General features: G+C 44.2%; 16 protein-coding genes and 1 other annotated feature. Of the genes, 10 read left to right on the top strand and 6 right to left on the bottom strand.

Annotation, left to right across the window (positions count from 1 at the left end):
• Window positions 1-46: 46 nt before the first annotated feature.
• The gene (locus SJY39_RS27800) at window positions 47-1,516 is read right to left on the bottom strand and encodes a glutamate synthase subunit beta (RefSeq protein WP_010434774.1); all 1,470 of its coding nucleotides are present in this window, start codon (window positions 1,514-1,516) and stop codon (window positions 47-49) included.
• Window positions 1,516-6,063 carry a glutamate synthase large subunit gene (gene gltB, locus SJY39_RS27795; RefSeq protein ID WP_016767744.1) on the bottom strand — a complete coding sequence of 1,516 codons (4,548 nt, stop codon included), beginning with the start codon at window positions 6,061-6,063 and terminating at the stop codon, window positions 1,516-1,518. The genes SJY39_RS27800 and gltB overlap by 1 nt, the downstream gene beginning before the upstream one ends.
• A 528-nt stretch (window positions 6,064-6,591) precedes the next feature.
• Between gltB and SJY39_RS27790 the strand changes: the two genes are divergently transcribed.
• From SJY39_RS27790 to SJY39_RS27775, 4 genes are all read left to right on the top strand, one after another.
• Complete coding sequence (locus SJY39_RS27790) at window positions 6,592-7,548, top strand: TIGR01212 family radical SAM protein (protein WP_010434776.1); 957 nt, start codon at window positions 6,592-6,594, stop codon at window positions 7,546-7,548.
• An 88-nt stretch (window positions 7,549-7,636) separates the two neighbouring features.
• A complete protein-coding gene (locus tag SJY39_RS27785) occupies window positions 7,637-9,388 on the top strand; it encodes a diguanylate cyclase (RefSeq protein ID WP_016786557.1) in 1,752 nt (583 codons plus the stop codon).
• 189 nt (window positions 9,389-9,577) lie between these two features.
• Window positions 9,578-11,983 carry an aerobic respiration two-component sensor histidine kinase ArcB gene (arcB, locus tag SJY39_RS27780; RefSeq protein WP_016789754.1) on the top strand — a complete coding sequence of 802 codons (2,406 nt, stop codon included), beginning with the start codon at window positions 9,578-9,580 and terminating at the stop codon, window positions 11,981-11,983.
• A gap of 7 nt (window positions 11,984-11,990) precedes the next feature.
• Window positions 11,991-12,434 carry a hypothetical protein gene (locus SJY39_RS27775; RefSeq protein WP_016767742.1) on the top strand — a complete coding sequence of 148 codons (444 nt, stop codon included), beginning with the start codon at window positions 11,991-11,993 and terminating at the stop codon, window positions 12,432-12,434.
• 152 nt (window positions 12,435-12,586) lie between these two features.
• On the opposite strand, the gene arcA is transcribed toward SJY39_RS27775, so the two are convergent.
• Both arcA and SJY39_RS27765 read right to left on the bottom strand, forming a co-directional pair.
• Window positions 12,587-13,303 (bottom strand): two-component system response regulator ArcA, encoded by a 717-nt coding sequence (gene arcA, locus SJY39_RS27770; protein WP_004741534.1) that lies wholly within the window; start codon window positions 13,301-13,303, stop codon window positions 12,587-12,589.
• Window positions 13,304-13,675: 372 nt separating this feature from the next.
• Complete coding sequence (locus SJY39_RS27765) at window positions 13,676-13,834, bottom strand: hypothetical protein (protein ID WP_016767741.1); 159 nt, start codon at window positions 13,832-13,834, stop codon at window positions 13,676-13,678.
• Between the two features lie 47 nt (window positions 13,835-13,881).
• On the opposite strand from SJY39_RS27765, the gene SJY39_RS27760 reads away from it, so the two are divergent.
• Window positions 13,882-14,367, top strand: a complete 486-nt coding sequence (locus SJY39_RS27760) for a putative 4-hydroxy-4-methyl-2-oxoglutarate aldolase (protein ID WP_010434787.1) — start codon at window positions 13,882-13,884, stop codon at window positions 14,365-14,367.
• A 131-nt stretch (window positions 14,368-14,498) separates the two neighbouring features.
• Here SJY39_RS27760 and SJY39_RS27755 read toward each other — a convergent pair whose 3' ends face one another.
• Window positions 14,499-14,975 (bottom strand): hypothetical protein, encoded by a 477-nt coding sequence (locus tag SJY39_RS27755; protein WP_010434788.1) that lies wholly within the window; start codon window positions 14,973-14,975, stop codon window positions 14,499-14,501.
• Window positions 14,976-15,292: 317 nt separating this feature from the next.
• Window positions 15,293-15,411: a sequence feature (Thr leader region), on the top strand.
• A gap of 29 nt (window positions 15,412-15,440) precedes the next feature.
• On the opposite strand from SJY39_RS27755, the gene thrA reads away from it, so the two are divergent.
• From thrA to thrC, 3 genes are read left to right on the top strand one after another with little or no spacing between them, the layout of a single operon-like run.
• Entirely contained in the window at window positions 15,441-17,900 is a 2,460-nt protein-coding gene (gene thrA / locus SJY39_RS27750; RefSeq protein ID WP_016789756.1) for a bifunctional aspartate kinase/homoserine dehydrogenase I, read from the top strand.
• Between the two features lie 17 nt (window positions 17,901-17,917).
• Window positions 17,918-18,874, top strand: a complete 957-nt coding sequence (gene thrB, locus SJY39_RS27745) for a homoserine kinase (protein ID WP_032544909.1) — start codon at window positions 17,918-17,920, stop codon at window positions 18,872-18,874.
• Window positions 18,871-20,154 (top strand): threonine synthase, encoded by a 1,284-nt coding sequence (thrC, locus tag SJY39_RS27740; protein ID WP_010434795.1) that lies wholly within the window; start codon window positions 18,871-18,873, stop codon window positions 20,152-20,154. Before thrB ends, thrC begins: the two co-directional genes overlap by 4 nt.
• A 79-nt stretch (window positions 20,155-20,233) precedes the next feature.
• Here thrC and grcA read toward each other — a convergent pair whose 3' ends face one another.
• Window positions 20,234-20,611: an autonomous glycyl radical cofactor GrcA gene (grcA, locus tag SJY39_RS27735; RefSeq protein WP_009848415.1), complete on the bottom strand. Its 378-nt coding sequence runs from the start codon at window positions 20,609-20,611 to the stop codon at window positions 20,234-20,236.
• A 326-nt stretch (window positions 20,612-20,937) separates the two neighbouring features.
• Between grcA and nfo the strand changes: the two genes are divergently transcribed.
• Window positions 20,938-21,846 carry a deoxyribonuclease IV gene (gene nfo, locus SJY39_RS27730; RefSeq protein WP_016790337.1) on the top strand — a complete coding sequence of 303 codons (909 nt, stop codon included), beginning with the start codon at window positions 20,938-20,940 and terminating at the stop codon, window positions 21,844-21,846.
• A gap of 406 nt (window positions 21,847-22,252) precedes the next feature.
• The gene (gene ung / locus SJY39_RS27725; RefSeq protein WP_010434799.1) at window positions 22,253-22,933 is read left to right on the top strand and encodes a uracil-DNA glycosylase; all 681 of its coding nucleotides are present in this window, start codon (window positions 22,253-22,255) and stop codon (window positions 22,931-22,933) included.
• The last annotated feature ends 22 nt before the right edge of the window (window positions 22,934-22,955 follow it).

Raw genomic sequence — 22,955 nt, 5'->3', positions numbered from 1 at the left:
CCCTAAGCTAACGTCAGCGACGTTAGCGACGTTAGCCCGAGAAATATTATGCGGAAAGCATGAGTGAATCAGCTTTCGCTTCTAAGTTTGAGTTACCCATTAAGAAGTCATCAATTGCAATTGCACATTCACGGCCTTCGTTAATACAACGTACGACTAGCGACTGGCCAGTACGCATATCACCAGCAGCGAAAACGCCTTTCTGGTTCGTCGCGTAACCTTCAGAGGCCACGTTACCGCGCTCATCCAGTTTAATGTCTAGCTGAGCCAGTACACCTGTTGGTTCTGGGTGTAAGAAGCCCATTGCTAGGAACGCCATATCACAAGGAATAACACGTTCAGAGTTAGCCACTTCATCAAAGCCTGGACGCTCGCCTGGTTTCGCGTCTTGCCAAACAATGTCTGCAATACGTAGACCCGTCACTTGACCTTTATCGTTGCCGATGAATTCTTTGGTCAGGATGTTCCAATGACGCTCACAACCTTCTTCGTGAGAAGTGGTGGTTTTCATGATCATTGGGTATTGAGGCCAAGGCATGTTCGCAGGACGTTTCTCCGGTGGGATCGGCATGATCTCAACTTGAGTAATGCTTGCTGCCTTATGGCGGTTTGAAGTACCCACACAGTCAGAACCTGTATCACCACCACCGATAACCACAATGTGCTTATCTTTAGCATGGATTTCTTCGGTCTTGAGATCTAAATCGTTGGCACGGCGGTTATTTTGACCAAGGAATTCCATAGCAAAATGCACACCTTCCAACTCACGACCTGGGATTGGCAAGTCGCGTGGAACCGTAGAACCACCCGTTAGTAATACCACATCGAACTCTTGACGTAGTTGTTGAGCATTAACATCAACACCAATGTGCTGGTTAACTTTAAACTCAACGCCCGCTTCAGCCATTAGGTTGATCTTACGATCGATGACGTCCATACCCAGTTTGAAATCTGGAATACCGAAGCGAAGTAGACCACCTACTTTTTCGTCACGTTCAAATACCGTTACTGAGTGACCAGCACTGTTTAGCTGTTCAGCAGCGGCTAGGCCAGCAGGACCTGAACCGATCACGGCTACCGTTTTACCTGTGCGAGAACGTGGCGTTTTCGGTTTTGCGTATCCTTCACGGTACGCAGTTTCAACAATTGTTTTCTCGATATTACAGATAGTGATTGGATCTTGGTTGATACCAAGAACACAGGCACTTTCACAAGGAGCAGGACAAACACGACCTGTAAACTCAGGGAAATTGTTGGTAGAGCTTAGAATGTTCCAAGCCTCTTCCCAGCTGTCACGGTAAACCGCGTCATTGAATTCTGGGATGATGTTACCAATCGGACAGCCGTTGTGACAGAAAGGTACGCCACAGTCCATACAACGAGATGCTTGAGTATTGATCTTTTCACCAAACTCTTCGTTAAGTACGAACTCTTTGTTGTCTTCGATACGAACCGATGGGTCGAGCTTCTTTGGAAGCTCACGACCGTGTTCTAAAAATCCAGTAGGCTTACCCATTATACTGCCTCCACTTCTTCCGTTTGTGCCTGTTGTGCTTCAGCTTTACGCTTCTCAAGAACTGCTTTGTAGTCACGAGGCATTACTTTAACTAGTGATGCAACGCTTGTTTCAAAGTTGTCTAGGAAAGACTGAGCAACTTCACTTCCTGTGAATTCAACATGCTTCGTTAGCATATCGAGTAGAAGATCTTTATCTTCTTGTTCAATTGGGTCTAGGTCTACAAGTTCTGCGTTGAGCTTGGTTTCGAAGTCACCTGCTTTATCCCAAACATAAGCGACACCGCCACTCATACCTGCAGCAAAGTTACGACCCGTTGAGCCAAGGATAATTGCCGCGCCACCTGTCATGTACTCACAACCGTGATCACCAACACCTTCAACTACAACCTTCGCACCTGAGTTACGAACACAGAAACGTTCGCCAGCCATACCGCGAATGAAAGATTCACCAGAAGTGGCACCGTAGAAACATACGTTACCCACTACGATGTTGTCTTCTGCAACGATAGAAGATTTCGCATCTGGGTACAGTACCAATGTACCGCCAGACAGACCTTTACCCCAGTAATCGTTCGCGTCGCCTTCGACTTCGAACTTAACGCCTTTCGCAAGGAATGCACCGAAAGATTGGCCCGCACTACCGTGGAACTTAACGTTCATTGGTTGTGGTAAACCTTGGTCTTTGTAAACCTTCGAGATTTCGTTCGACAGCATGGTACCTGCAGAGCGATCCGTGTTGATGATAGGGAAGGTCGCATTCACGGCTTCGCCTTTCTCAAGTGCTGGAATTGCAGCTTGAATCAACTTACGGTCTAGAACGTCTTCTAGGTTGTGATTTTGTTTTGTCTGGTTGTAGATACCGTCTTCAGCACGAGCCTGCTCAATGTGCAGTACTGGTGTTAGATCTAGGTTCTTGTACTTCCAGTGGCCGATGTCATCGCGAACTTTAAGTTTGTGTGATTGACCAACCATTTCGTCGATAGAACGGAAGCCAAGCTCAGCCATTACTTCACGTAAACCTTCAGCCATGTATTGGAAGAAAGTCACTACGTCTTCTACGCGGCCGTCGAAACGCTCACGCAGAGTTTTGTTCTGTGTTGCAATACCAACAGGACATGTATTTTTGTGACACTTACGCATCATGATACAGCCTTCAACAACCAATGCTGCTGTTGCTACGCCCCATTCTTCAGCGCCTAGTAACGTTGCGACTGCAAGGTCTCGTGGTGTTTTCATCTGACCATCAGACTGAACAACGATACGGTTACGCAGGCCGTTTTTCAGTAGTGTTTGGTGCGTTTCTGCTAGACCAAGTTCCCAAGGCAGACCTGTGTGACGGATAGAAGACATCGGAGATGCACCTGTACCGCCATCAAAACCTGCGATAAGTACCACGTCAGCTTTTGCTTTCGCTACGCCTGATGCAATCGTACCTACGCCTGCTTCCGATACTAGCTTCACGTTTACACGGCCATTACGGTTAGCATTTTTCAGATCGTAGATTAGTTGAGCCAAATCCTCGATTGAGTAGATATCGTGGTGTGGCGGTGGCGAGATAAGACCTACGCCCGGAGTCGAGTGACGTGTTGCGCCGATCCAGTCATCAACCTTATCACCAGGTAGTTGACCACCTTCGCCAGGTTTCGCACCTTGAGCCATCTTGATTTGCAGCTCATCAGCGTTAGATAGGTAGTAAGACGTTACACCAAAGCGACCAGAAGCCACCTGTTTGATTGCTGAACGTTCCCAGTCGCCATTTTCTTTACGCTCGAAACGTGCTGGGTCTTCACCACCTTCACCTGAGTTTGATTTCGCGCCAATGCGGTTCATCGCAACAGCGAGTGTTGAGTGAGCCTCATGCGAGATTGAACCAAAGCTCATTGCGCCTGTTGCGAAACGCTTAAGGATATTCTCGATTGGTTCTACTTCCGCTAGAGGGATAGAGCCTGCAGGGTTCTTGATGAAATCAAGTTGGCTACGTAGCGTTGCTGCGTTGTCGCCTTGGTCATCGACTGCTTTTGCGTACTTCTTGAATTGACCGTAATCTTTGTTACGCGTCGACTCTTGAAGTAGAGAAATCGTTTCAGGGTTGAACAAGTGTTTCTCACCACGTTGTTTCCACTGGTAAACACCACCAACGTCAAGAATTTGAGCTGGGATTTCACGAGCAGGGTAACCAACACGGTGACGAACCAGTACTTCTCGTGCGATATCGTCGATCGTTAGACCTTGGATACGAGAAACAGTACCAGTAAAGTATTTTTCAACCACCGATTTGCTAACACCAAGGGCTTCAAAAATTTGAGCACCATGGTAAGACTGTAACGTAGAGATCCCCATCTTAGAGAAGATCTTCAGTAGACCGCCGTTGACACCTTTACGGTAGTTATCGAAGAACTCACGTGGGTGTACGTTTGGATCTAGCTTCTTAGTACGTTGCAATTCAACAATCGTTTCAATAACTAGGTATGGGTTAACTGCGTTCGCACCGTAACCGATAAGTGTTGCAAAATGGTGAGTTTCACGAGCATCACCCGTTTCAACAACGATGTCACACTTAGCGCGTAGACCTTTACGGATTAGGTGATGGTGAACCGCGCCAACTGCCAGCATTGCTGGAATCGCGGCGTGGTTAGAGTTAACGGCACGGTCAGTCAGTAGAATGATAGAGTAACCATCAATCACTGCGTCTTCTGCGTACTGACAGATACGCTTAAGTGCGCGCTCTAACTTGCCTTGATCTCCGTTTGCTTGGAATACGATATCTAGCGTCTTCGATTGAAGGTGCTCGTTATCGATTGCACGAAGTTTCTCTAACTCTGAGTTAGAAAGAACAGGAGACTCAAGTTCCACTTTTTGACAGTGTTCAGGTGTTTCAGCAAGTAGGTTCTGATCTTTACCTAGGTAAGTGTTCAGAGACATAACCATACGCTCACGAATCGGGTCGATCGGCGGGTTAGTTACTTGTGCAAACAACTGCTTAAAGTAGTTTGAAAGGTGCTGCGATTGATGAGACAGAATCGCTAGCGGCCAGTCAGCACCCATTGCAGAAAGTGGCTCGTAGCCTGTTTTTGCAAGAGGGAGAATGATTTCGTTTACTTCTTCAGAGCTCACACCAAACGATTGCTGTTTGTGAAGCAGTTTCTCTGGAGAAGGTTGGTTAAATTCGTTGCTCGCATCCGGTAGCTTTTTCAAGCTCAGAAGATTCTCTTCAACCCATTTTTCGTAGGGTTGCGATTTAGCGATACCGTCTTTCACTTCTTCATCAGAAATGATGCGGCCTTGCTCAAGGTCAGCAACGAAGATACGACCAGGCTGTAGACGACCACGGTATTCAACGTTTTCTGGTGCGATTTCTACTACGCCAGATTCAGACGCCATTACTAGGAAGTCGTCTTTGGTCACCGTGTAGCGAGAAGGACGCAGACCATTCCGGTCAAGTGTTGCACCAACTTGAACACCATCGGTGAAACATACTGATGCAGGGCCATCCCATGGTTCCATTACGTTCGCGTGGTACTGGTAGAACGCACGACGAGTTGGATCCATGTTTTTGTTTTCTTGCCAGGCTTCAGGGATCATCATCATCAATGCGTGTGGCAGAGTACGACCTGAAAGAACAAGAAGCTCAAGCGCCATATCGAAGTTTGATGAATCCGAGCTACCTTCCTGACAGATAGGAAGCAGCATGTCGATTTCAGCTTGTGTGAACAGATCCGATTCAAGGATCGCTTCACGCGCTTTCATCCAGTTTAGGTTACCGCGAACCGTGTTAATTTCGCCATTGTGTGCGATATAACGGAAAGGCTGAGCTAGACGCCAACGTGGGAATGTATTGGTAGAGAAGCGAGAGTGTACCAGTGCTAGAGCTGTCACCATGGTTGGGTTTTGCAGATCTAGGAAGTACTGAGGAACTTGTTCTGTTGTTAGCTGACCTTTGTACACCAATGTCTTGTAAGACATAGAGTTGATGTAGAAGTCATCACCGATATTTGACACGCTTTCTAGGCAAACACGAACGGTGTAGTTACGTAGAACATACAGTTTGCGCTCCAGTTCTTCTGGAGTGATACCAGGGCCGCCAGAGATAAATACGTGTTCAAATTGAGGTTCAGTGCTTAGTGGGTCAGCACCAATCATTGAATTGTCAGTTGGAAGTTCACGGTAACCGATAACTTCTAACTCTAGGCGCTGTGCATTGCGTTCTAGAATGTCACGACACTGTGCACGTTTGTGTTCATCTTTAGGGAAAAGTACAACACCAACACCATATTTTTCAAAAGATGGCAGTTTAATTCCAAGCTTTACGGCTTCTTCTAGTAAGAATTCGTGCGGCTTCTGTAGCAGGATACCTGCACCATCACCAGAACACGGATCGCAGCCTTGGCCGCCACGGTGTTCCATACGTGCAAGCATATCGAGTGCTTGAGTTACTACATCATGAGATTTGCGATTCTTTAGATGCGCAACAAAACCGATACCACAAGCGTCATGCTCCAATTCAGGAGTATACAGACCCTGTGAGTTCTGCTCTTGATCTACCATAGATACATCCTTCCAGTTAAATCTAGGCGCAACTTATTTGTATAAAGTTAGCCTTGTCCTTTTATATTTATGGGTCTAAACCTGCCTATGCTGGCGGTTTGAATCCTTTCCGTATCTCGCAGGAAAAGTATTGCGAGAAAAACAATCCTTAGTGATATCCGTTTATTTTTAACCACAAACTAGTGGTTTATATAGGTGGGATATGGGTATCACCGACTTATCAGCAAGTTTTGGTTGTAAGTAAATACTCAAAAATAGCCAATATGTGTAAGTATCCTACAATTTTGTCTAGGCGAATTGCAATGAAAGTTGCCCCATGTAGACCATTTTTTTCGTTTTATTTTGAATTTAATGCACAACAAATGTGCAACATTAGGCAAATAGAGCTGATTTTTTGCATGTTTATTGATATTTGATAGGTTGCTCGCAAAAAGCTTTACGTAAACTATTTGGTCGAATTTTGCAGGGATGTAATTTTTTTTCAAAAAAGACTGATATTCATTCTTATTTACTGAGAACTTTGAAAATATGCAATTACATGAGTTGGTTAATACTATCGGCCAAGATCTTCAGCGTCGTTATGGTGAGAAGGTTCATAAGCTGACACTTCATGGTGGTTTTAGCTGCCCAAATAGAGATGGGACCATCGGTCGCGGTGGATGTACTTTTTGTAACGTTGCTTCGTTTGCGGATGAACAAACTCAAATTCAAAGTATTGCTGATCAGCTAAAAGATCGCGCCGGTGAGATCGCTCGTGCGAAGAAGTATCTTGCTTATTTTCAGGCATACACCAGCACTTATGCTGAAGTCCAAGTGCTCAAAAATATGTATGAAGAAGCGCTTAAAGCACCAGGTGCCGATATCGTAGGTCTTTGTGTTGGCACTAGGCCAGACTGCGTGCCTGATTCGGTATTGGAACTGCTAGCGGGTTACGTGGAACAAGGCTATGAGATTTGGCTAGAGCTAGGATTACAAACAGCCAATGATAAAACCCTTAAACGAATTAACCGTGGTCATGATTTTGCGGTGTATGAAACGATCACTCAGCGCGCACGGGCTTTAGGTATCAAAGTTTGTACGCACCTTATCGTCGGCCTGCCAAAAGAAACCAAAGTCGATAATCTGGAAACGTTAGACAAGGTATTAGCTGTTGGTACTGATGGTATCAAGCTTCACGGCCTTCATATTGTTGAGGGCAGTACCATGGCCAAAGCGTGGAAAGCTGGCAAACTCGAAGCGCCGACCCTGGAAGAGTATATTGATATCGCCAGTGAAATTATCCAGCGTACGCCTGCAAATGTGGTTTATCATCGTGTATCTTCAGCCGCTCGTCGTCCTACACTTCTTTCGCCATTGTGGTGTGAAAACCGCTGGTTAGCGATGACTGAAATTGGTCGTGAACTCGATAAAACAGGTGCGCAGGGCATCAAAACAGGTACGGCTTTCAAGTATACGCTCCCTGTATTAAATAGCGCCAATCTATAGAAATGCGTGGGAGTAGGTAACAGCAGATTAAACCAGCAAATAGTGGTAACATTTCCCTCACAGAATTTATGGTATAGATTGAGAGTAAATGGAACTGGTAATGACTTGGTTGTGGGACAAGGCGTATGGCTACGGTATATATATCGTGATCGTATTGCTAATTGCTCTCATCTGCTGGCATCTTTATTCGCGTTATCAGTCGCACATTGAAAAGCTTCTACTCTCTACTCCCTCACCACTTTACTTTGTCGATGTACGAAGTGGTGAAATCTTGTATGCCAATCTTCAAGCTATGCAATTATTGGGTATCCGCCAAATCGGTGTTAATTTTCGTTTTCCTACCGTGGAAAGTGAAAACAGTTTCCGTCACTACTTAACCAATCACATTAACTCTCGATCATTTGAGCAAATTTCGTTTTGGGCACTTTCCGAATTTGAGTCTTTTAAGGTCAATTTAGTCGGCCGTAAAATCCACTTTAGAAGCAAGAAAGCCTGGATGATCCATGCCTCGCCTTATAAAAATACCAATGAAGAACTGTCCCAAGAAGTTCGTGAGCTCAATGTCGCGCGCACGGCTTTAGATTCTTTGTCTGAGCTGATCTACGTGAAAGATCAGAAAGGTGAGTTAGTGACGAGTAATCGCTCGTTTAAAAAGTTTTGGCATGGTCGTGCTGAAGAGGGCACCCTGAGTGTTTCTGGTGGAGCATTAAAAGGTCGTGTAAGTGAACGCTCTTGGACCACAGACCAAGATGGAAAAAGCTGCTTGCTTGAAACCTACCAAAGTGTCTTGCTTTCACAAGATGGCTCAACCATAGGTACGCTCTCGATTAGCCATGATGTAACCGATTGGCACGACATGCAGCAAAAGTTGCGCGGAGAGATGGAAAAACGAAAAGACACCGAAGTCGCGCTTGCACAGCGTGATACCATTCTACAAAACATCCTGGAGGCCAGCCCGGACTCCATTGGTATCTTTAATGAAAACATGGTTTATCAAGCGTGTAATAAACCATTTGTGGCTGCGCTGGGAATCTCTGAAGTGAGTGACTTGATCGGTAAGCGTTTACAAGATGTGGTGCCACATAGCATCTATACGCGAATTTCAGAAACCGATCATCAAGTGCTTCATCAAAGTAAATCGCTGCGTTATATCGACAAAGTGGTCTCAAGTGATGGAGCATTTACTTGGTATGATGTAGTCAAATCACCATTTAGAGATCCAGCATCGAGCACTAATGGTGTGTTGATCATGGCGCGTGATATTACCGAGCGCTATCTAGCAGAACAAAAGCTTGAAGAGGCGAACCTTGAACTTGAACGCCTCAGTTTTATGGATAGCTTGACTAAAGTTTCCAACCGACGCCGCTTTGATGAACAGCTTTCGACACTATGGCATTACCATGTGCGTGAGAGGCTACCATTGACGATCATGCTGTGTGATATCGACTTTTTTAAAGGCTATAACGATTTTTATGGTCACCAGCAAGGTGATGATGCTCTGATTCAAGTTTCGCAGGCATTCAAGCAAGTACTCAGTCGCTCGTCTGATTGCGTGGCTCGTTATGGCGGGGAAGAGTTCGGCTTTATTTTGCCAAATACGACTACGGATGGTGCGCTTCTTGTTGCAAGTCGTATTCATGATGAAGTACTTAAGTTAGGTCTGATACACGAAAAATCAGCGGTCTCTGAATTTATCACGGTGAGTATTGGCATTATTTCTTATATTCCATCACCTGATGACGAAATGGAGTCCGCAGTTGCGATGGCTGACAGTGCACTCTACCAAGCTAAATCTGACGGTCGAAATCGTTCAATGGTACATCCTTCTTCAATTAGCTAGTTCTATAAATTTATGGTTGGGTTAACCTGTCTTTTTGGGGTTGCTTAGCACTATCTTGATTGGTTACCACTATATTGATTGTTTGACCATGATATTGCTGTGGATCTCTTGCTGCGTGTGATGCAGCTAGCTTACCTCCTATCTTCAAACAGGGTAGAATGTTGCTAGTCTTATCGCATGGAGCGCTAAATGAAACCCATGAAAAATCTCGCTCAGTATTACGTAGATCTACTCGTAAAACTGGGGATTGTCCGCTTTTCTATCTTACTCGCCTTAGCGCTTGTTGCCCTCGCTGTTGTTGTGCAAGTCGGTATTACCCTCGCACTCAAAGGCAATGTTGATGACATCGACATTGTACGTTCGGTTTTCTTCGGTTTAGTCATCACGCCTTGGGCGGTCTATTTCTTGTCAGTAGTTGTTGACCAACTGGAAGAGTCCCGACAAAGATTGGCGAAGCTAGTATCTAAACTTGGCGATATGCGTGAGCGAGACCAAGAGCTCAACAATAAACTGCAGCTCAATATCGAGAAGCTTAACCAAGAAATTGAAGAACGTGAGAAAGCGGAAGAAGCGCGTGCTGAAGCTATGCATGATCTCGAAAATGAAGTCTTTCAACGTGAACGAACTCAGCTTGAACTCGCAGAGCGTACCGCACTACTGCGTTCGTTTATCGACGCTTCTCCTGACCTTATTTACTATCGAAACGAAGATGGTGTGTTCTCTGGTTGTAACCGCGCAGTAGAAGAACTTACCGGCAAAACAGAAAAAGATCTGGTTGGCTTAACGCCTTGGGATGTTTACAGCAAAGAAATCGCTCAGCAGGTTGTTGAAACTGATAAGAAAGTCTTTTCTGATAACCAAGCCCTGACCTACGACCAATGGTTGGAATACCCTGATGGTCGTAAGAGCTACTTCGAACTGCGTAAGGTACCTTTCTACAGTAAAGATGGCCGCCACTTAGGCTTAGTCGGCTTTGGTCGTGATATTACCGAGCGTAAAGAGCATCAAGAATCGTTAGAGAAAGCCAGTCGTGATAAGACTACCTTTATCTCAACCATCAGCCATGAATTAAGAACCCCACTTAACGGGATCATCGGCTTGAGCCGCATGCTACTGGACAGTCAACTGACACCCGAGCAGCGTAAACACATGCAAACCATTAAGGTTAGCGCCGTAACGCTGGGTAATATCTTTAACGATATTATCGATATGGATAAGTTTGATCGCCGCAAGCTAGAGTTATTCCCAACCCCGATTAACTTTGAAGATTTCGTTGTCGAGATTGAGAGTATTTCTGCATTGATGGCAGAGCAAAAAGGGTTGAGGTTTGATCTAGAAAGGTTGTCCGATCTTCCTGCATCTGTCGAAGTCGATGGTACGCGCTTGAGACAGGTGCTGTGGAACCTTGTCAGTAACGCGATGAAGTTCACCAAAGATGGTGGTGTAGTAATGACGGTCAGCGCCGATATCGATGGTGATTTTGCTGACATCACGATGGAAGTTGAGGATACCGGTATTGGTATTCCAGAGAGTGAAATCGAGAAGATCTTTGCAATGTACTATCAAGTGAAGTCAGGAGCCGACAACCTGCACGCTGTTGGTACTGGTATTGGTCTTGCTGTATCTAAGCAATTGATCAACATGATGGATGGCGACATTGATGTCACCAGTGAAGAAGGCTTTGGTAGCACATTTACCGTTTCGATTCGCGTGCCGGTGAATCACGATACTCAGGCACTGATTAAAACACCAAGAAAGCAGTCGAACCTTAAAATCTTTATGGTGGAAGATATTGAACTCAATATCACGGTTGCTCGCTCTCTACTTGAAAGCCTTGGCCATGAAGTGACGGTGGTGATGACTGGTAAAGAAGCGCAAATTGTCTTCAACCCTAAAGACTATGATTTGGTGCTTCTGGATATTCAGTTACCAGATATGACAGGTTTCGACATCGCTCAGTACTACCGAGAGAAATATAGCCAGTTACCTCCTTTAGTTGCTTTGACGGCGAACGTTTTAAGCAACAAGCAAGAATATTTTCAGAAAGGTATGGACGAGGCGATCAGCAAGCCGCTGTCGGTTCGCGCTATTCAAGATGTCATCAGCGAGCTTATTGAGGATGCCCCAGAGGTTAATGAGAAAGCCAAGGGTATTGATACAGTAAAGGATGTTGAGAAAGCTACTGGTGTTGAGAAAGCAACCGGTGTTGAAAAAGTAGTAGCGAGGAAGCCGGTTCTTTCTTCGGTTGATACGGCCCTGCTTGATATTGATATGCTAGAGTCTTATGTTGACATTGTTGGACCGAAACCGGTTTTGGATAGTATCGTGATGTTTGAAAATATGATGCCGGAGTATATGGAAATCTTGAACTCTAACATGGTCGCAAAAGATCAAGACAGCATCGTTTCTGAAGCTCATAAGATTAAAGGTGCGGCCGGTTCGATTGGTTTGAAGCGCATACAACAAGTCGCTCAGAAAGCTCAATCTCCAGATATGCCAGCGTGGTGGGAAAATATCTCAGATTGGGTCGATGAAATTAATAACGAATACCAGAATGATATTGAAGTATTAAAGAGTTGGTTAAATCAAAGGTAGAAGAATAATGAAAAAATTAGCATTCGCCGCATGCGTAGTGGCATTAGCGGGCTGCTCTGCCCCACAAGTAGAATGGCAGCAAGGTAACCAAGTTGAAGTCTCTGCGTCGACAGTCACAATGAAAAGTAACCTGTGGCACAACAAAATGCCAACGATTGGAGAGGCTCAAGATAAGACACTACACGGTTCCATCTACCTAGAGTCAGACTCACAATTGCCAGCAACGCTTGCAGTTGAGAGCGTCACGGTTAAGCAGGGTGCAGATACCTTGTTGGTAACGGCTGACGATCTTGATTTAAGAACTCACAGTGAAACTCAATGGGAAGTCGCTTTTGTATGGCAGCTAGAGATCGACAGTGACAAGCCGGTAGATGTAGCGGTTGAGCTGAAAGATGGCGAAACAGTTAAGTGGCTGGTGGAGAAAGACGTTAAAGTTGATACGGTTTACTAAAAACTCATTCAATTAAGAACAATAAAAAAGGGAGAATGCGTTGGCATTCTCCCTTTTTAATAATTATTGATTACGCTTCGACTGTTAGGAGTACTAGCTAGTTAGAAGTGCTCACCAACTACAGGAACTTAGCGTTCAGAAGCTTTATCGAATTAGTCTTCTAGGTCACCACAAAAGCGGTAGCCTTCACCGTGAATCGTTGCGATGATTTCTGGCGTACCAGAAACAGACTCAAAGTGTTTACGAATACGACGGATTGTTACGTCTACAGTACGATCGTGTGGCTTAAGTTCACGGCCAGTCATCTTCTTAAGAAGGTCTGCACGTGTTTGGATTTTACCTGGGTTCTCACAGAAGTGAAGTAGAGCACGGAACTCTGAACGAGGTAGTTTGTAGCCTTCGCCATCTGGGCTAACCAGAGAACGACTGTTGATATCGAGTACCCAACCGTTGAACTCGTACTTTTCAACGCTACGCTTTTCTTCTTGAACTGAGCTAGTGCTCATTGAACGGTTCAGAAGGTTACGTGCACGGATAGTCAATTCACGTGGGTTGAAAGGCTTAGTGATGTAGTCATCAGCGCCAATCTCAAGGCCAAGGATCTTATCAACTTCGTTATCACGACCCGTTAAGAACATAAGCGCTACATTTGCTTGCTCACGCAGTTCACGCGCAAGTAGTAGGCCATTCTTACCCGGAAGGTTGATGTCCATAATTACAAGGTTAACTTGGTTGTCAGATAGCACTTGGTGCATCTCTTCACCGTCGCTAGCCTCAAAAACAGCATATCCCTCTGCTTCAAAAATACTCTTTAGAGTGTTACGAGTTACTTGCTCATCTTCAACGATCAGAATCTGCGGGGTTTGCATTTGGCGGTACCTAAATTTGTGACGAAACTGTGCTAATAGAATAAATTCTAGGCAAAAACATAACATACAGGTAATGTAATTTTGATGATAACTTAAAGTTTTCAAAAAAACACTTACTTCCAGCTATCTGCCTTCCTTGAAGTATTGCCCAATAACGTAGATCCAGTACGCCTTTTAATCATTCTTTTAGTGATTGCAGAGGATTCTATAATGTTAACAGCATGCTAACAATGCGAGAATGTTAATTCCATTCACTTTGTTGATTTACATCAATTGCCGTATCGCAACAAACTTTAATAGTATGGCTACAACTTAACCAATGCTATGGTGATTATTTAGCAGCAAAACAAGAATGATTATTCGAGATGGCTCTCACATCTCACCTGCTAAAGGCAAGAATATGAACCAAGGAAGCTGAAAGCTGTCCTTAGAGTCTAGTAGATAAATATGCTCAATCAACTTTTTATTATTATTAGATTGAACATAGAACAATGAAAACAAAGGATTAATTTTAATAACATATAAAAGCATAGAGGTTCGCCTGACTTAACAGGTAACGCCTTACTCACGGAGGATATATGCACGATATAACACCCGACTTGTGTGATGAGTTTGAAAGCAAAGTCACATTACTTAACCTACCATTACAGAACTTCGGTCAACGTGGTGCGTTCTTTGGAAAAATTGTAACAGTTCGTTGTTATCACGATAATTCCAAGGTTCGCGAGGTTTTAGAGACTGATGGCATTGGTAAAGTGCTTGTTGTCGATGGAAATGGCTCGTGCCAGAAAGCGCTTCTTGGCGATCAGCTCGCCATTCTAGCAATAGAAAATGGATGGGAAGGCGTGATTGTGAACGGTGCCGTGCGCGATGTCGGCATGATGTCGCAAATGGACCTTGGGGTGCAGGCGCTTGGTGCATCTCCATTCAAAACAGAGAAACGCGGTGTTGGTCAGGTTAATGTCACTCTTTCTGTCCACAATCAGTTGATTCAACCTGGTGATTACATTTATGCGGATTGGAATGGTGTATTAATTTCATCTGAATTGTTAATTGAATCTTAACAGGTTTAAGTACAATAGGCTGGAATTATTGGATTGAGGAACGGTTTGTTGCGTGCACAGGTTGACGCTAAGATCTTGAGCTACTGAAAAATCAAAACGCATGCGAACTCATGAAGGACAACCGAATTCGATTAAAATCGAAATCCTAACCCCACTTCAACACCTTGCTGCCACTCTTCGTAATCAAGGGTGGCATGCAAATCCAAATTATCGGTAAGTTGTACTCGGCTTGAAACTTCTGCAGCTAATGACTTTTCGTTGTCTTCTTCTTCGTCTTTATAGGTGTGCAGAGAACTGTTAAAAGAGATCCTTTCTGAGAACTGATAACTGACACCACTTAAAAATCCGCTTTCATACTTAAGTGAATCGCTGTTGATTCGTGTACCTACATAAAGGTCAACATCAGCAAACAGACTGTATGAGTAACCACTGTCGATTTTCCAAGTGTCGAAGCTTTCACTTGAGGCATTTTGCGTTGAGATGAAGAATTTATGAGACGAACGATCGATTTGACTGGGAAGTAATGGTAAACCACTCAGTAGAGGCAAACTATTCGCTGAACAAATGACAGGCATAGCAAAGGCTAAAAGAATAAATAATCTCTTCACTTCCCACTCCTGATGTCATTATTATTGTTTTACGAACGTTATCGTTCAATTAAAGCACAGAAGTTGTGCGTTCGCTGTACAATCGATATAGCATTTTGTTATGACTATATATGCAACTTATGACTTCGCTTCATCTAGCAATCTAATTCCGCTTTTAAGTTGGGAGCTGTTTTAGGACGTTTTGTCGCTGAAATGGCTGTTTGCTCTGAAAAATGACGTGAATGTAAAAAAAACGCAACTTTTCATTGACGTCTAGTGGTAAAAATTGATACACGTAGAGTAAAGCACAAGCAGAGAATTTGATATGCAGCACCTAAGCCACCTAGTAATGACCACCACCATTATTATTACCGACATTCACATTGTTGGGGCAGGCTGCTAAGTAACGGATTTTAAAAGAAAGGCCTGTATCCCACAAGATACAGGCCTTTTTTTGTACCATTTTTATGACTTATGGAGAAAGGGATGCGCGTTTTAAAATTTGGAGGTTCATCATTAGCTGATGCAGATCGTTTTTTACGAGCGGCTGATATCATCGCTAATAATGCCCAGCAAGAAGAGCTAGCCGTTGTACTATCGGCTCCAGGAAAAACAACCAATAAGCTAGTTGCTGTTATTGAAGCGGCACTAAAAAATGGTGAAGCAGAAGCACAAATTGCAGAAATCGAATCATCATTTGCGAATCTGTTTACAGAGATTCAGGCTGTATTACCGGGTGTTGATGGTTCTGCATTTCAAGAGCAAGTGTATACGTCTCTTGCTCAACTAAAACAGTTTGTAAATGGCATTAACCTCTTAGGTATGTGCCCGAATCATGTTAATGCTCGTATCATCAGTAAAGGTGAGCGAATCTCCATCCAGTTAATGAAAGCGGTACTTGAAGCGAAAGGCCAACCAGCAAGCCTGATTGACCCAGTTCAGTACTTATACGCTAAAGGTGATCACCTTGAAGCGATGGTTGATGTGGATGTTTCTACTCAGAACTTCCGTCAATCACCCCTTCCACAAGGTCACGTAAACATCATGCCGGGCTTCACGGCCGGTAATGAAAAAGGTGAGTTAGTAACGCTTGGTCGTAACGGCTCTGATTACTCAGCAGCGGTTCTAGCGGCGTGTCTACGCGCGGATTGTTGTGAGATCTGGACAGATGTAGACGGTGTTTACAACTGTGACCCACGTTTGGTGCATGACGCTCGTCTTCTTAAATCGCTTAGCTACCAAGAAGCGATGGAGCTTTCTTATTTTGGTGCTTCGGTTCTACATCCGAAAACTATTGCTCCTATCGCGCAATTTCATATCCCTTGCCTAATCAAAAACAGCTTTAACCCACAGGGTGCAGGTACTTTGATTGGTCAAGACACTGGCGAAGATAACCTAGCGATCAAAGGCATCACAACTCTTAGTGACCTAACGATGGTTAACGTATCTGGCCCTGGTATGAAAGGCATGGTAGGCATGGCGAGCCGTGTGTTTGGCGCGATGTCTTCTGCGGGTGTATCTATTGTCCTTATTACTCAATCTTCTTCTGAGTACAGTATCAGCTTCTGTATTGAATCGGCTGATAAAGTAAGAGCAAAGCAAGTGCTATCAGAGGCGTTTGAACTTGAATTAAAAGATGGCTTGTTAGAGCCAGTCGAGTTCATGGACGACGTAGCGATTGTTACACTGGTGGGTGACGGTATGCGCACATCACGTGGTGTTGCTTCTCAGTTCTTCTCTTCTTTAGCTGAAGTAAATGTCAACATTGTTGCTATCGCTCAAGGCTCATCAGAACGCGCGATCTCTGCGGTTATCCCTGAAGATAAAATCTCAGAAGCGATAAAAGCGTGTCACGAGAATCTATTTAACTCGAAGCACTTCCTTGACGTATTCGTTGTCGGTGTTGGTGGTGTTGGAGGTGAACTTGTTGACCAGATCCAACGTCAACAAGGCAAACTGGCTGAGAAAGGTATTGTGATTCGCGTGTGTGGTTTAGCAAACAGCAAAGGTTTGTTGTTAGACAGCGATGGTCTGCCGTTAGAGCAATGGCGTGATCGTATGTCGAGCGCGACAGAAGAGTTCAGCCTAGCGCGTTTAGCGGCTCTAGTTCAACGTAACCACATCATCAACCCTGTGTTGGTTGATTGTACGTCTAGCGAAGGTATTGCTGCTCAATACGCGGACTTCCTAGCGGCTGGTTTCCATGTTGTAACACCAAACAAAAAAGCCAACACAGCAAGCATGGCTTACTACCATCAGCTTCGTGAAGTTGCACGTAACTCTCGTCGTAAGTTGATGTACGAGACAACAGTAGGCGCAGGTCTACCGGTAATCGAAAACCTACAGAACCTAATCTCTGCAGGTGATGAGCTTGAAAAATTCAACGGTATTCTTTCTGGTTCTCTGTCTTACATCTTCGGTAAGCTTGATGAAGGTATGACGCTTAGCCAAGCAACAAACATTGCTAAAGATAACGGCTTTACTGAACCTGATCCTCGTGATGACCTATCTGGTATGGATGTCGCACGTAAGCTGCTTATTCTTGCTCGTGAAGCTGGTATGGCGCTTGAGCTTGAAGACGTTGAAGTTGACCAAGCATTGCCACCGGGTTTTGATGATTCAGGTACGGTGGAAGAGTTTATGGCTCGTTTGCCAGAAGCGGATGCTTATTTCAAAGAGCAGTCAGCTATCGCCGCAGAAGAAGGCAAAGTACTTCGCTATGTCGGTGAAATCACCGATGGTAAGTGTAAAGTTCGTATCGCAGCTGTTGATGGCGACGACCCAATGTTCAAGATTAAAGATGGCGAGAATGCGCTGGCATTCTACAGTCGTTACTACCAACCAATCCCTCTTGTACTTCGTGGTTACGGTGCGGGTACTGAAGTAACAGCAGCAGGCGTATTCTCTGATGTGATGCGTACTCTTGGTTGGAAATTAGGAGTTTAGGAATGAGTTCAAGTGATATGGATGTTGTCGTTTATGCTCCTGCATCAATCGGTAATGTCAGTGTAGGGTTTGATGTGCTGGGGGCCGCTGTGTCTCCAGTGGATGGCACATTACTTGGTGATCGAGTAATGGTTAAAGCTGGTGATCAAGCGTTTTCACTAAAAACAGCGGGTAGCTTTGTTTCTAAACTGCCAACTGAAACCAAAGAAAATATCGTTTATGACTGTTGGGTGGTGTTCTCTAGAGAGTTAGATAAGAAAGGCGTTTCGGTTAAGCCTTTGGAGATGACACTAGAGAAGAACATGCCTATCGGTTCTGGTTTAGGTTCAAGTGCATGTTCAATTGTAGCGGCGCTTGATGCTCTGAACCGTTTTCACGGACAACCACTGGATGAAACCGAACTCCTTGCCCTAATGGGTGAAATGGAAGGTAAGATTTCAGGCGGTATACATTACGATAATGTTGCGCCATGCTACCTTGGTGGTGTCCAGCTTATGCTTGAAGAGTTAGGCATCATTAGCCAAGAAGTACCGTGTTTTGATGATTGGTTCTGGGTAATGGCTTATCCGGGCATTAAGGTTTCAACCGCTGAGGCGAGAGAAATCCTACCATCTCAATACCGTCGTCAAGATGTGATTGCACATGGTCGCCATTTAGCTGGTTTCATCCACGCTTGCCACTCAGGCCAACCTGAACTGGCAGCTAAGATGATCAAAGACGTGATTGCTGAACCATATCGTGAGAAACTGCTTCCAGGGTTTGCTGATGCGCGTAAGTACGCAACTTCAGCCGGTGCACTGGCTACTGGTATTTCCGGTAGTGGCCCAACTCTGTTTAGCATTTGCAAAGAACAAGATGTCGCCGAGCGTGTTGCACGTTGGTTAGAACAAAATTACGTACAAAATGAAGAAGGATTCGTCCACGTTTGTCGTTTAGACAAACAAGGTTCGATCGTTACAGGAAGTGAGTTATGAAGCTGTACAACATCAAAGAAAACGATGAGCAAGTCTCTTTTGGCCAAGCCGTTCGTCAAGGTTTAGGTCGTAATCAAGGTCTATTTTTCCCATCAGAGCTGCCGAAGTTTGATGATATCGATGCGCTGCTAGCAGAGGACTTTGTCCCTCGTAGCTCAAAGATCCTATCGGCTTTAATCGGTGATGAATTACCAAAGGAACAAATTGATCAATTAGTGGATGCGGCATTCCAATTCCCAGCACCGATCAATCAAGTAAAAGACGGCGTCTACGCGCTTGAATTGTTCCACGGTCCAACACTGGCATTTAAAGATTTCGGTGGCCGTTTCATGGCTCAATCTTTAGCAGCGGTATCTGACGGTGGTCAAATCACAATCTTAACCGCGACATCTGGTGATACTGGCGCTGCGGTTGCGCATGCTTTCTACGGTATGAAAGACATCAATGTTGTGATCCTTTATCCGAAAGGCAAGATCAGCCCACTACAAGAAAAGCTGTTCTGTACGCTAGGTAAAAACATCCACACTGTGGCAATCGATGGTGATTTTGATGCGTGTCAGGCGTTGGTTAAAGACGCATTTGATGACGCTGAATTGCGTAAAGAGATTGGCTTAAACTCAGCAAACTCAATCAACATCAGTCGTTTAATGGCTCAAATCTGTTACTACTTTGAGGCTGCATCTCAGCTCACCAAAGAACAGCGTGAGAACCTCGTTATTTCAGTCCCAAGTGGTAACTTCGGTAATCTAACGGCTGGCCTATTGGCTAAAGCTCTTGGTTTGCCAGTGAAGCGCTTCATTGCAGCGACCAATGAAAATGATACGGTTCCTCGCTACCTTGAAACGGGGAAATGGGATCCAAAACCAACGGTTGCGACAACATCAAACGCGATGGACGTTAGCCAACCAAACAACTGGCCTCGTATCGAAGAGCTTTGCCAACTGAAAGGTTGGGGTTTAGATACACTAGGGAAAGGTAAGGTCTCTGACGAGCAGAGCGCTGAGTCAGTGCGCGACTTAAAAGCACAAGGTTACCTTTGTGAACCACATGGTGCGATTGCTTACCGCCTACTGGAAGAGCAACTGCAAGAAAACGAAACTGGCTTGTTCCTGTGTACTGCGCACCCTGCGAAGTTCAAAGAAGTGGTTGATGATATTTTAGGTACAGATATTGAGTTACCTGGTCCACTGGCTAAGCACGCGGCGATGGAATTGTTGTCTGAAGATCTAGACAATGATTTTGAAGCTCTGAAAACGGTACTACGCCGAGTTCAACCGTAACGTACATATGTATTGTTGAACAAATAAAAACGGCGCTCAATGAGCGCCGTTTTTATATTCTAATTCAAGCTCTAAAAAATTATAGAGACTCAGTGAACGTACGTGCGATAACGTCACGTTGCTGTTCAGTAGTTAGAGAGTTGAAACGTACAGCGTAACCCGATACACGGATAGTTAGTTGTGGGTAGTTCTCTGGGTGAGCAACTGCATCTTCTAACGTTTCACGCTTAAGAACGTTAACGTTTAGGTGTTGGCCACCTTCGATGCGTGGCGCTGCTTCGATTGCAACTTCACGGCTTTCGTACTCGCCTAGGTCTGCAGCTGAGATAACTTGGTCAGCTTCGAAACCTGAAGTAGCAACAACACAACGAGCTTCATTCTTCTCGCTATCTAGTAGCCAGATTGAGTTTAGTAGGTCATCGTTCGCTGCTTTAGTAATTTGGATACCTTGGATCATAACTATCTCCTAGTCCACTGAATGTGGTTTGATTATGGTGTTAACTTTCGATTTTTATTGAGCTGGGTAATATATACCTAATATTAGTAAGGTTAACATTGATTTAAGTCAAAAAACAACCAAAAACCATATTTTTACAAAGGTAATTATATTGAGGTAAATCAATAAAACCTTTGAAAACAAAGTAATTACAAAATATTTTAAAGTATAAAAAATATTTAACAGCTACATGTGTAGTAATTTTACTACATTTGTTGTGTTTTTATTGAACTACAACTGATACGACCCTTTATTTATTAAGCATTCTGAAAGTGTAAAGTGATTTAATGACAAACAATAATTCAGCCTCAAAGCCTCAAACAAATATCAAGTTTATTGGTGCTCATGTGTCTGCAGCGGGCGGTGTTGATCAAGCGCCAATGCGCGCTCGTGAGATTGGCGCCAATGCTTTTGCATTGTTTACTAAGAACCAGAGACAATGGGCGGCAAAGCCGCTAGAAGCCAAAACCATCAGCGCCTTTAAAGCCAACTGCAAAATGTTAGGCTTTACTGCTGAACATATTCTTCCTCATGATTCTTACCTTATTAACTTAGGGGCACCAGAAGAAGAGAAGCTAGAAAAGTCACGTGCGGCTTTTATCGATGAAATGGAGCGTTGTAATCAACTTGGTTTAACGCTTTTGAATTTTCATCCAGGGAGTCATTTAAAGAAGATCTCTGAAACCGCATGCTTGGCCAAGATCGCTGAGTCGATTAATTTGGCTCACCAAGCGGTGCCTGATGTGATTGCGGTGATCGAGAATACGTCTGGGCAAGGCTCTAATCTTGGTTGGAAGTTTGAGCACCTAGCAGAGATCATCGATCAAGTAGACGATAAGTCACGCGTCGGTGTGTGTTTAGATACTTGCCATACCTTTACTGCCGGTTATGACCTAAGAACAAAAGAAGCGTGTGAGCATACTTTTGCTGAGTTCGACCGTATCGTGGGCATGCACTATCTAAGAGCAATGCACATCAATGATTCAAAAGCTGAGTTCGCAAGCCGAGTAGATAGACATCATTCTTTAGGAAAAGGTGAGATTGGCTGGGACTGTTTTGAATATATTGCCTCGGATTCTCGTTTTAATGGTATCCCTCTTATCTTGGAAACCATTGATTCGACAATATGGAATGAGGAAATTCAACAACTTAGAATGTTTCATCACTCAGCAACGGCTATGAGTGAAGAAATGTAATATATAGAGGCGGAAATTAATTTCCTTCTATTTCTAATAATTGGCACCTTTCTTTCATAGTCTTAAAGTGAATATGTAGTTCACGAAGTCTTATAGGAGGTGCTTTTATGTATTCAATAGCCCAAACTCAAACTGTTTCTGTCGCAAGTCGTTTACCGACACCAAACCGTCATGTACATAACCATGGTCATCATCGTACACAGCAGAAAAGTGGTTAATAGAGATAAACACAACTTGAACTGATTATTATGATTCATCAACAAGTGAACCCTACACATCATGTTTATTGATAGCTGTATGAGGTATAACTAGATCCTTATTTAGGATAGTTAGCCGATACAGCTATTTTTTTGTGTAGCGAAAGGTCGGCAACCTCTAGAAACCTTGATGATTGGGAAGTAATACGATGAGCGCACCAAAGACATGGGAATCCATCATTAATGATGAACGTGAGAAAGAGTATTTCCAAAATGTTCTCACTTTTGTCGAACAGCAACGTAATAGTGGGAAAACTGTCTACCCTCCACAAGATCAGGTGTTCAGTGCCTTTGATATGACACCTTTTGAGTCGGTGCGAGTGGTTATCTTAGGTCAAGACCCTTATCACGGTGCCAATCAAGCGCATGGCTTAGCTTTTTCTGTACTGCCAGGTGTAAAAATTCCACCTTCGCTACGTAATATGTACAAAGAGCTTGCACAAGATATAAAGGGTTTTGAGGCTCCTAGTCATGGTTTTCTTGAATCTTGGGCATCGCAAGGGGTGTTAATGTTGAATACAGTCCTAACGGTAGAAGAGGCGAAAGCACACTCACATGCAAAGTGTGGTTGGGAGAGCTTTACTGATGCGATCATCGCTGAGTTGAATCAGCGTTCTGAACCTATCATCTTCTTGCTTTGGGGAGCGCATGCTCAAAAGAAAGGCCAAGTGATTGATGCCAAAAAACATCATGTGTTGGTTGCACCTCACCCATCGCCATTATCTGCACGTCGTGGTTTCTTCGGTTGTCAGCATTTCTCAACAACTAATCAGCTGCTTTCTTCTATTGATCAACAACCTATCGATTGGCGGCTACCAACAGAATTATAGATTGATGGTTTTCTGAGCAGGG

It is taken from the genome of Vibrio sp. R78045, assembly GCF_042466085.1.
Classification (GTDB): Bacteria; Pseudomonadota; Gammaproteobacteria; order Enterobacterales; family Vibrionaceae; genus Vibrio; species Vibrio cyclitrophicus.
The sequence above is the reverse complement of the archived record's forward strand: the minus strand, read 5'-3'. Positions and strand labels throughout refer to the sequence as shown.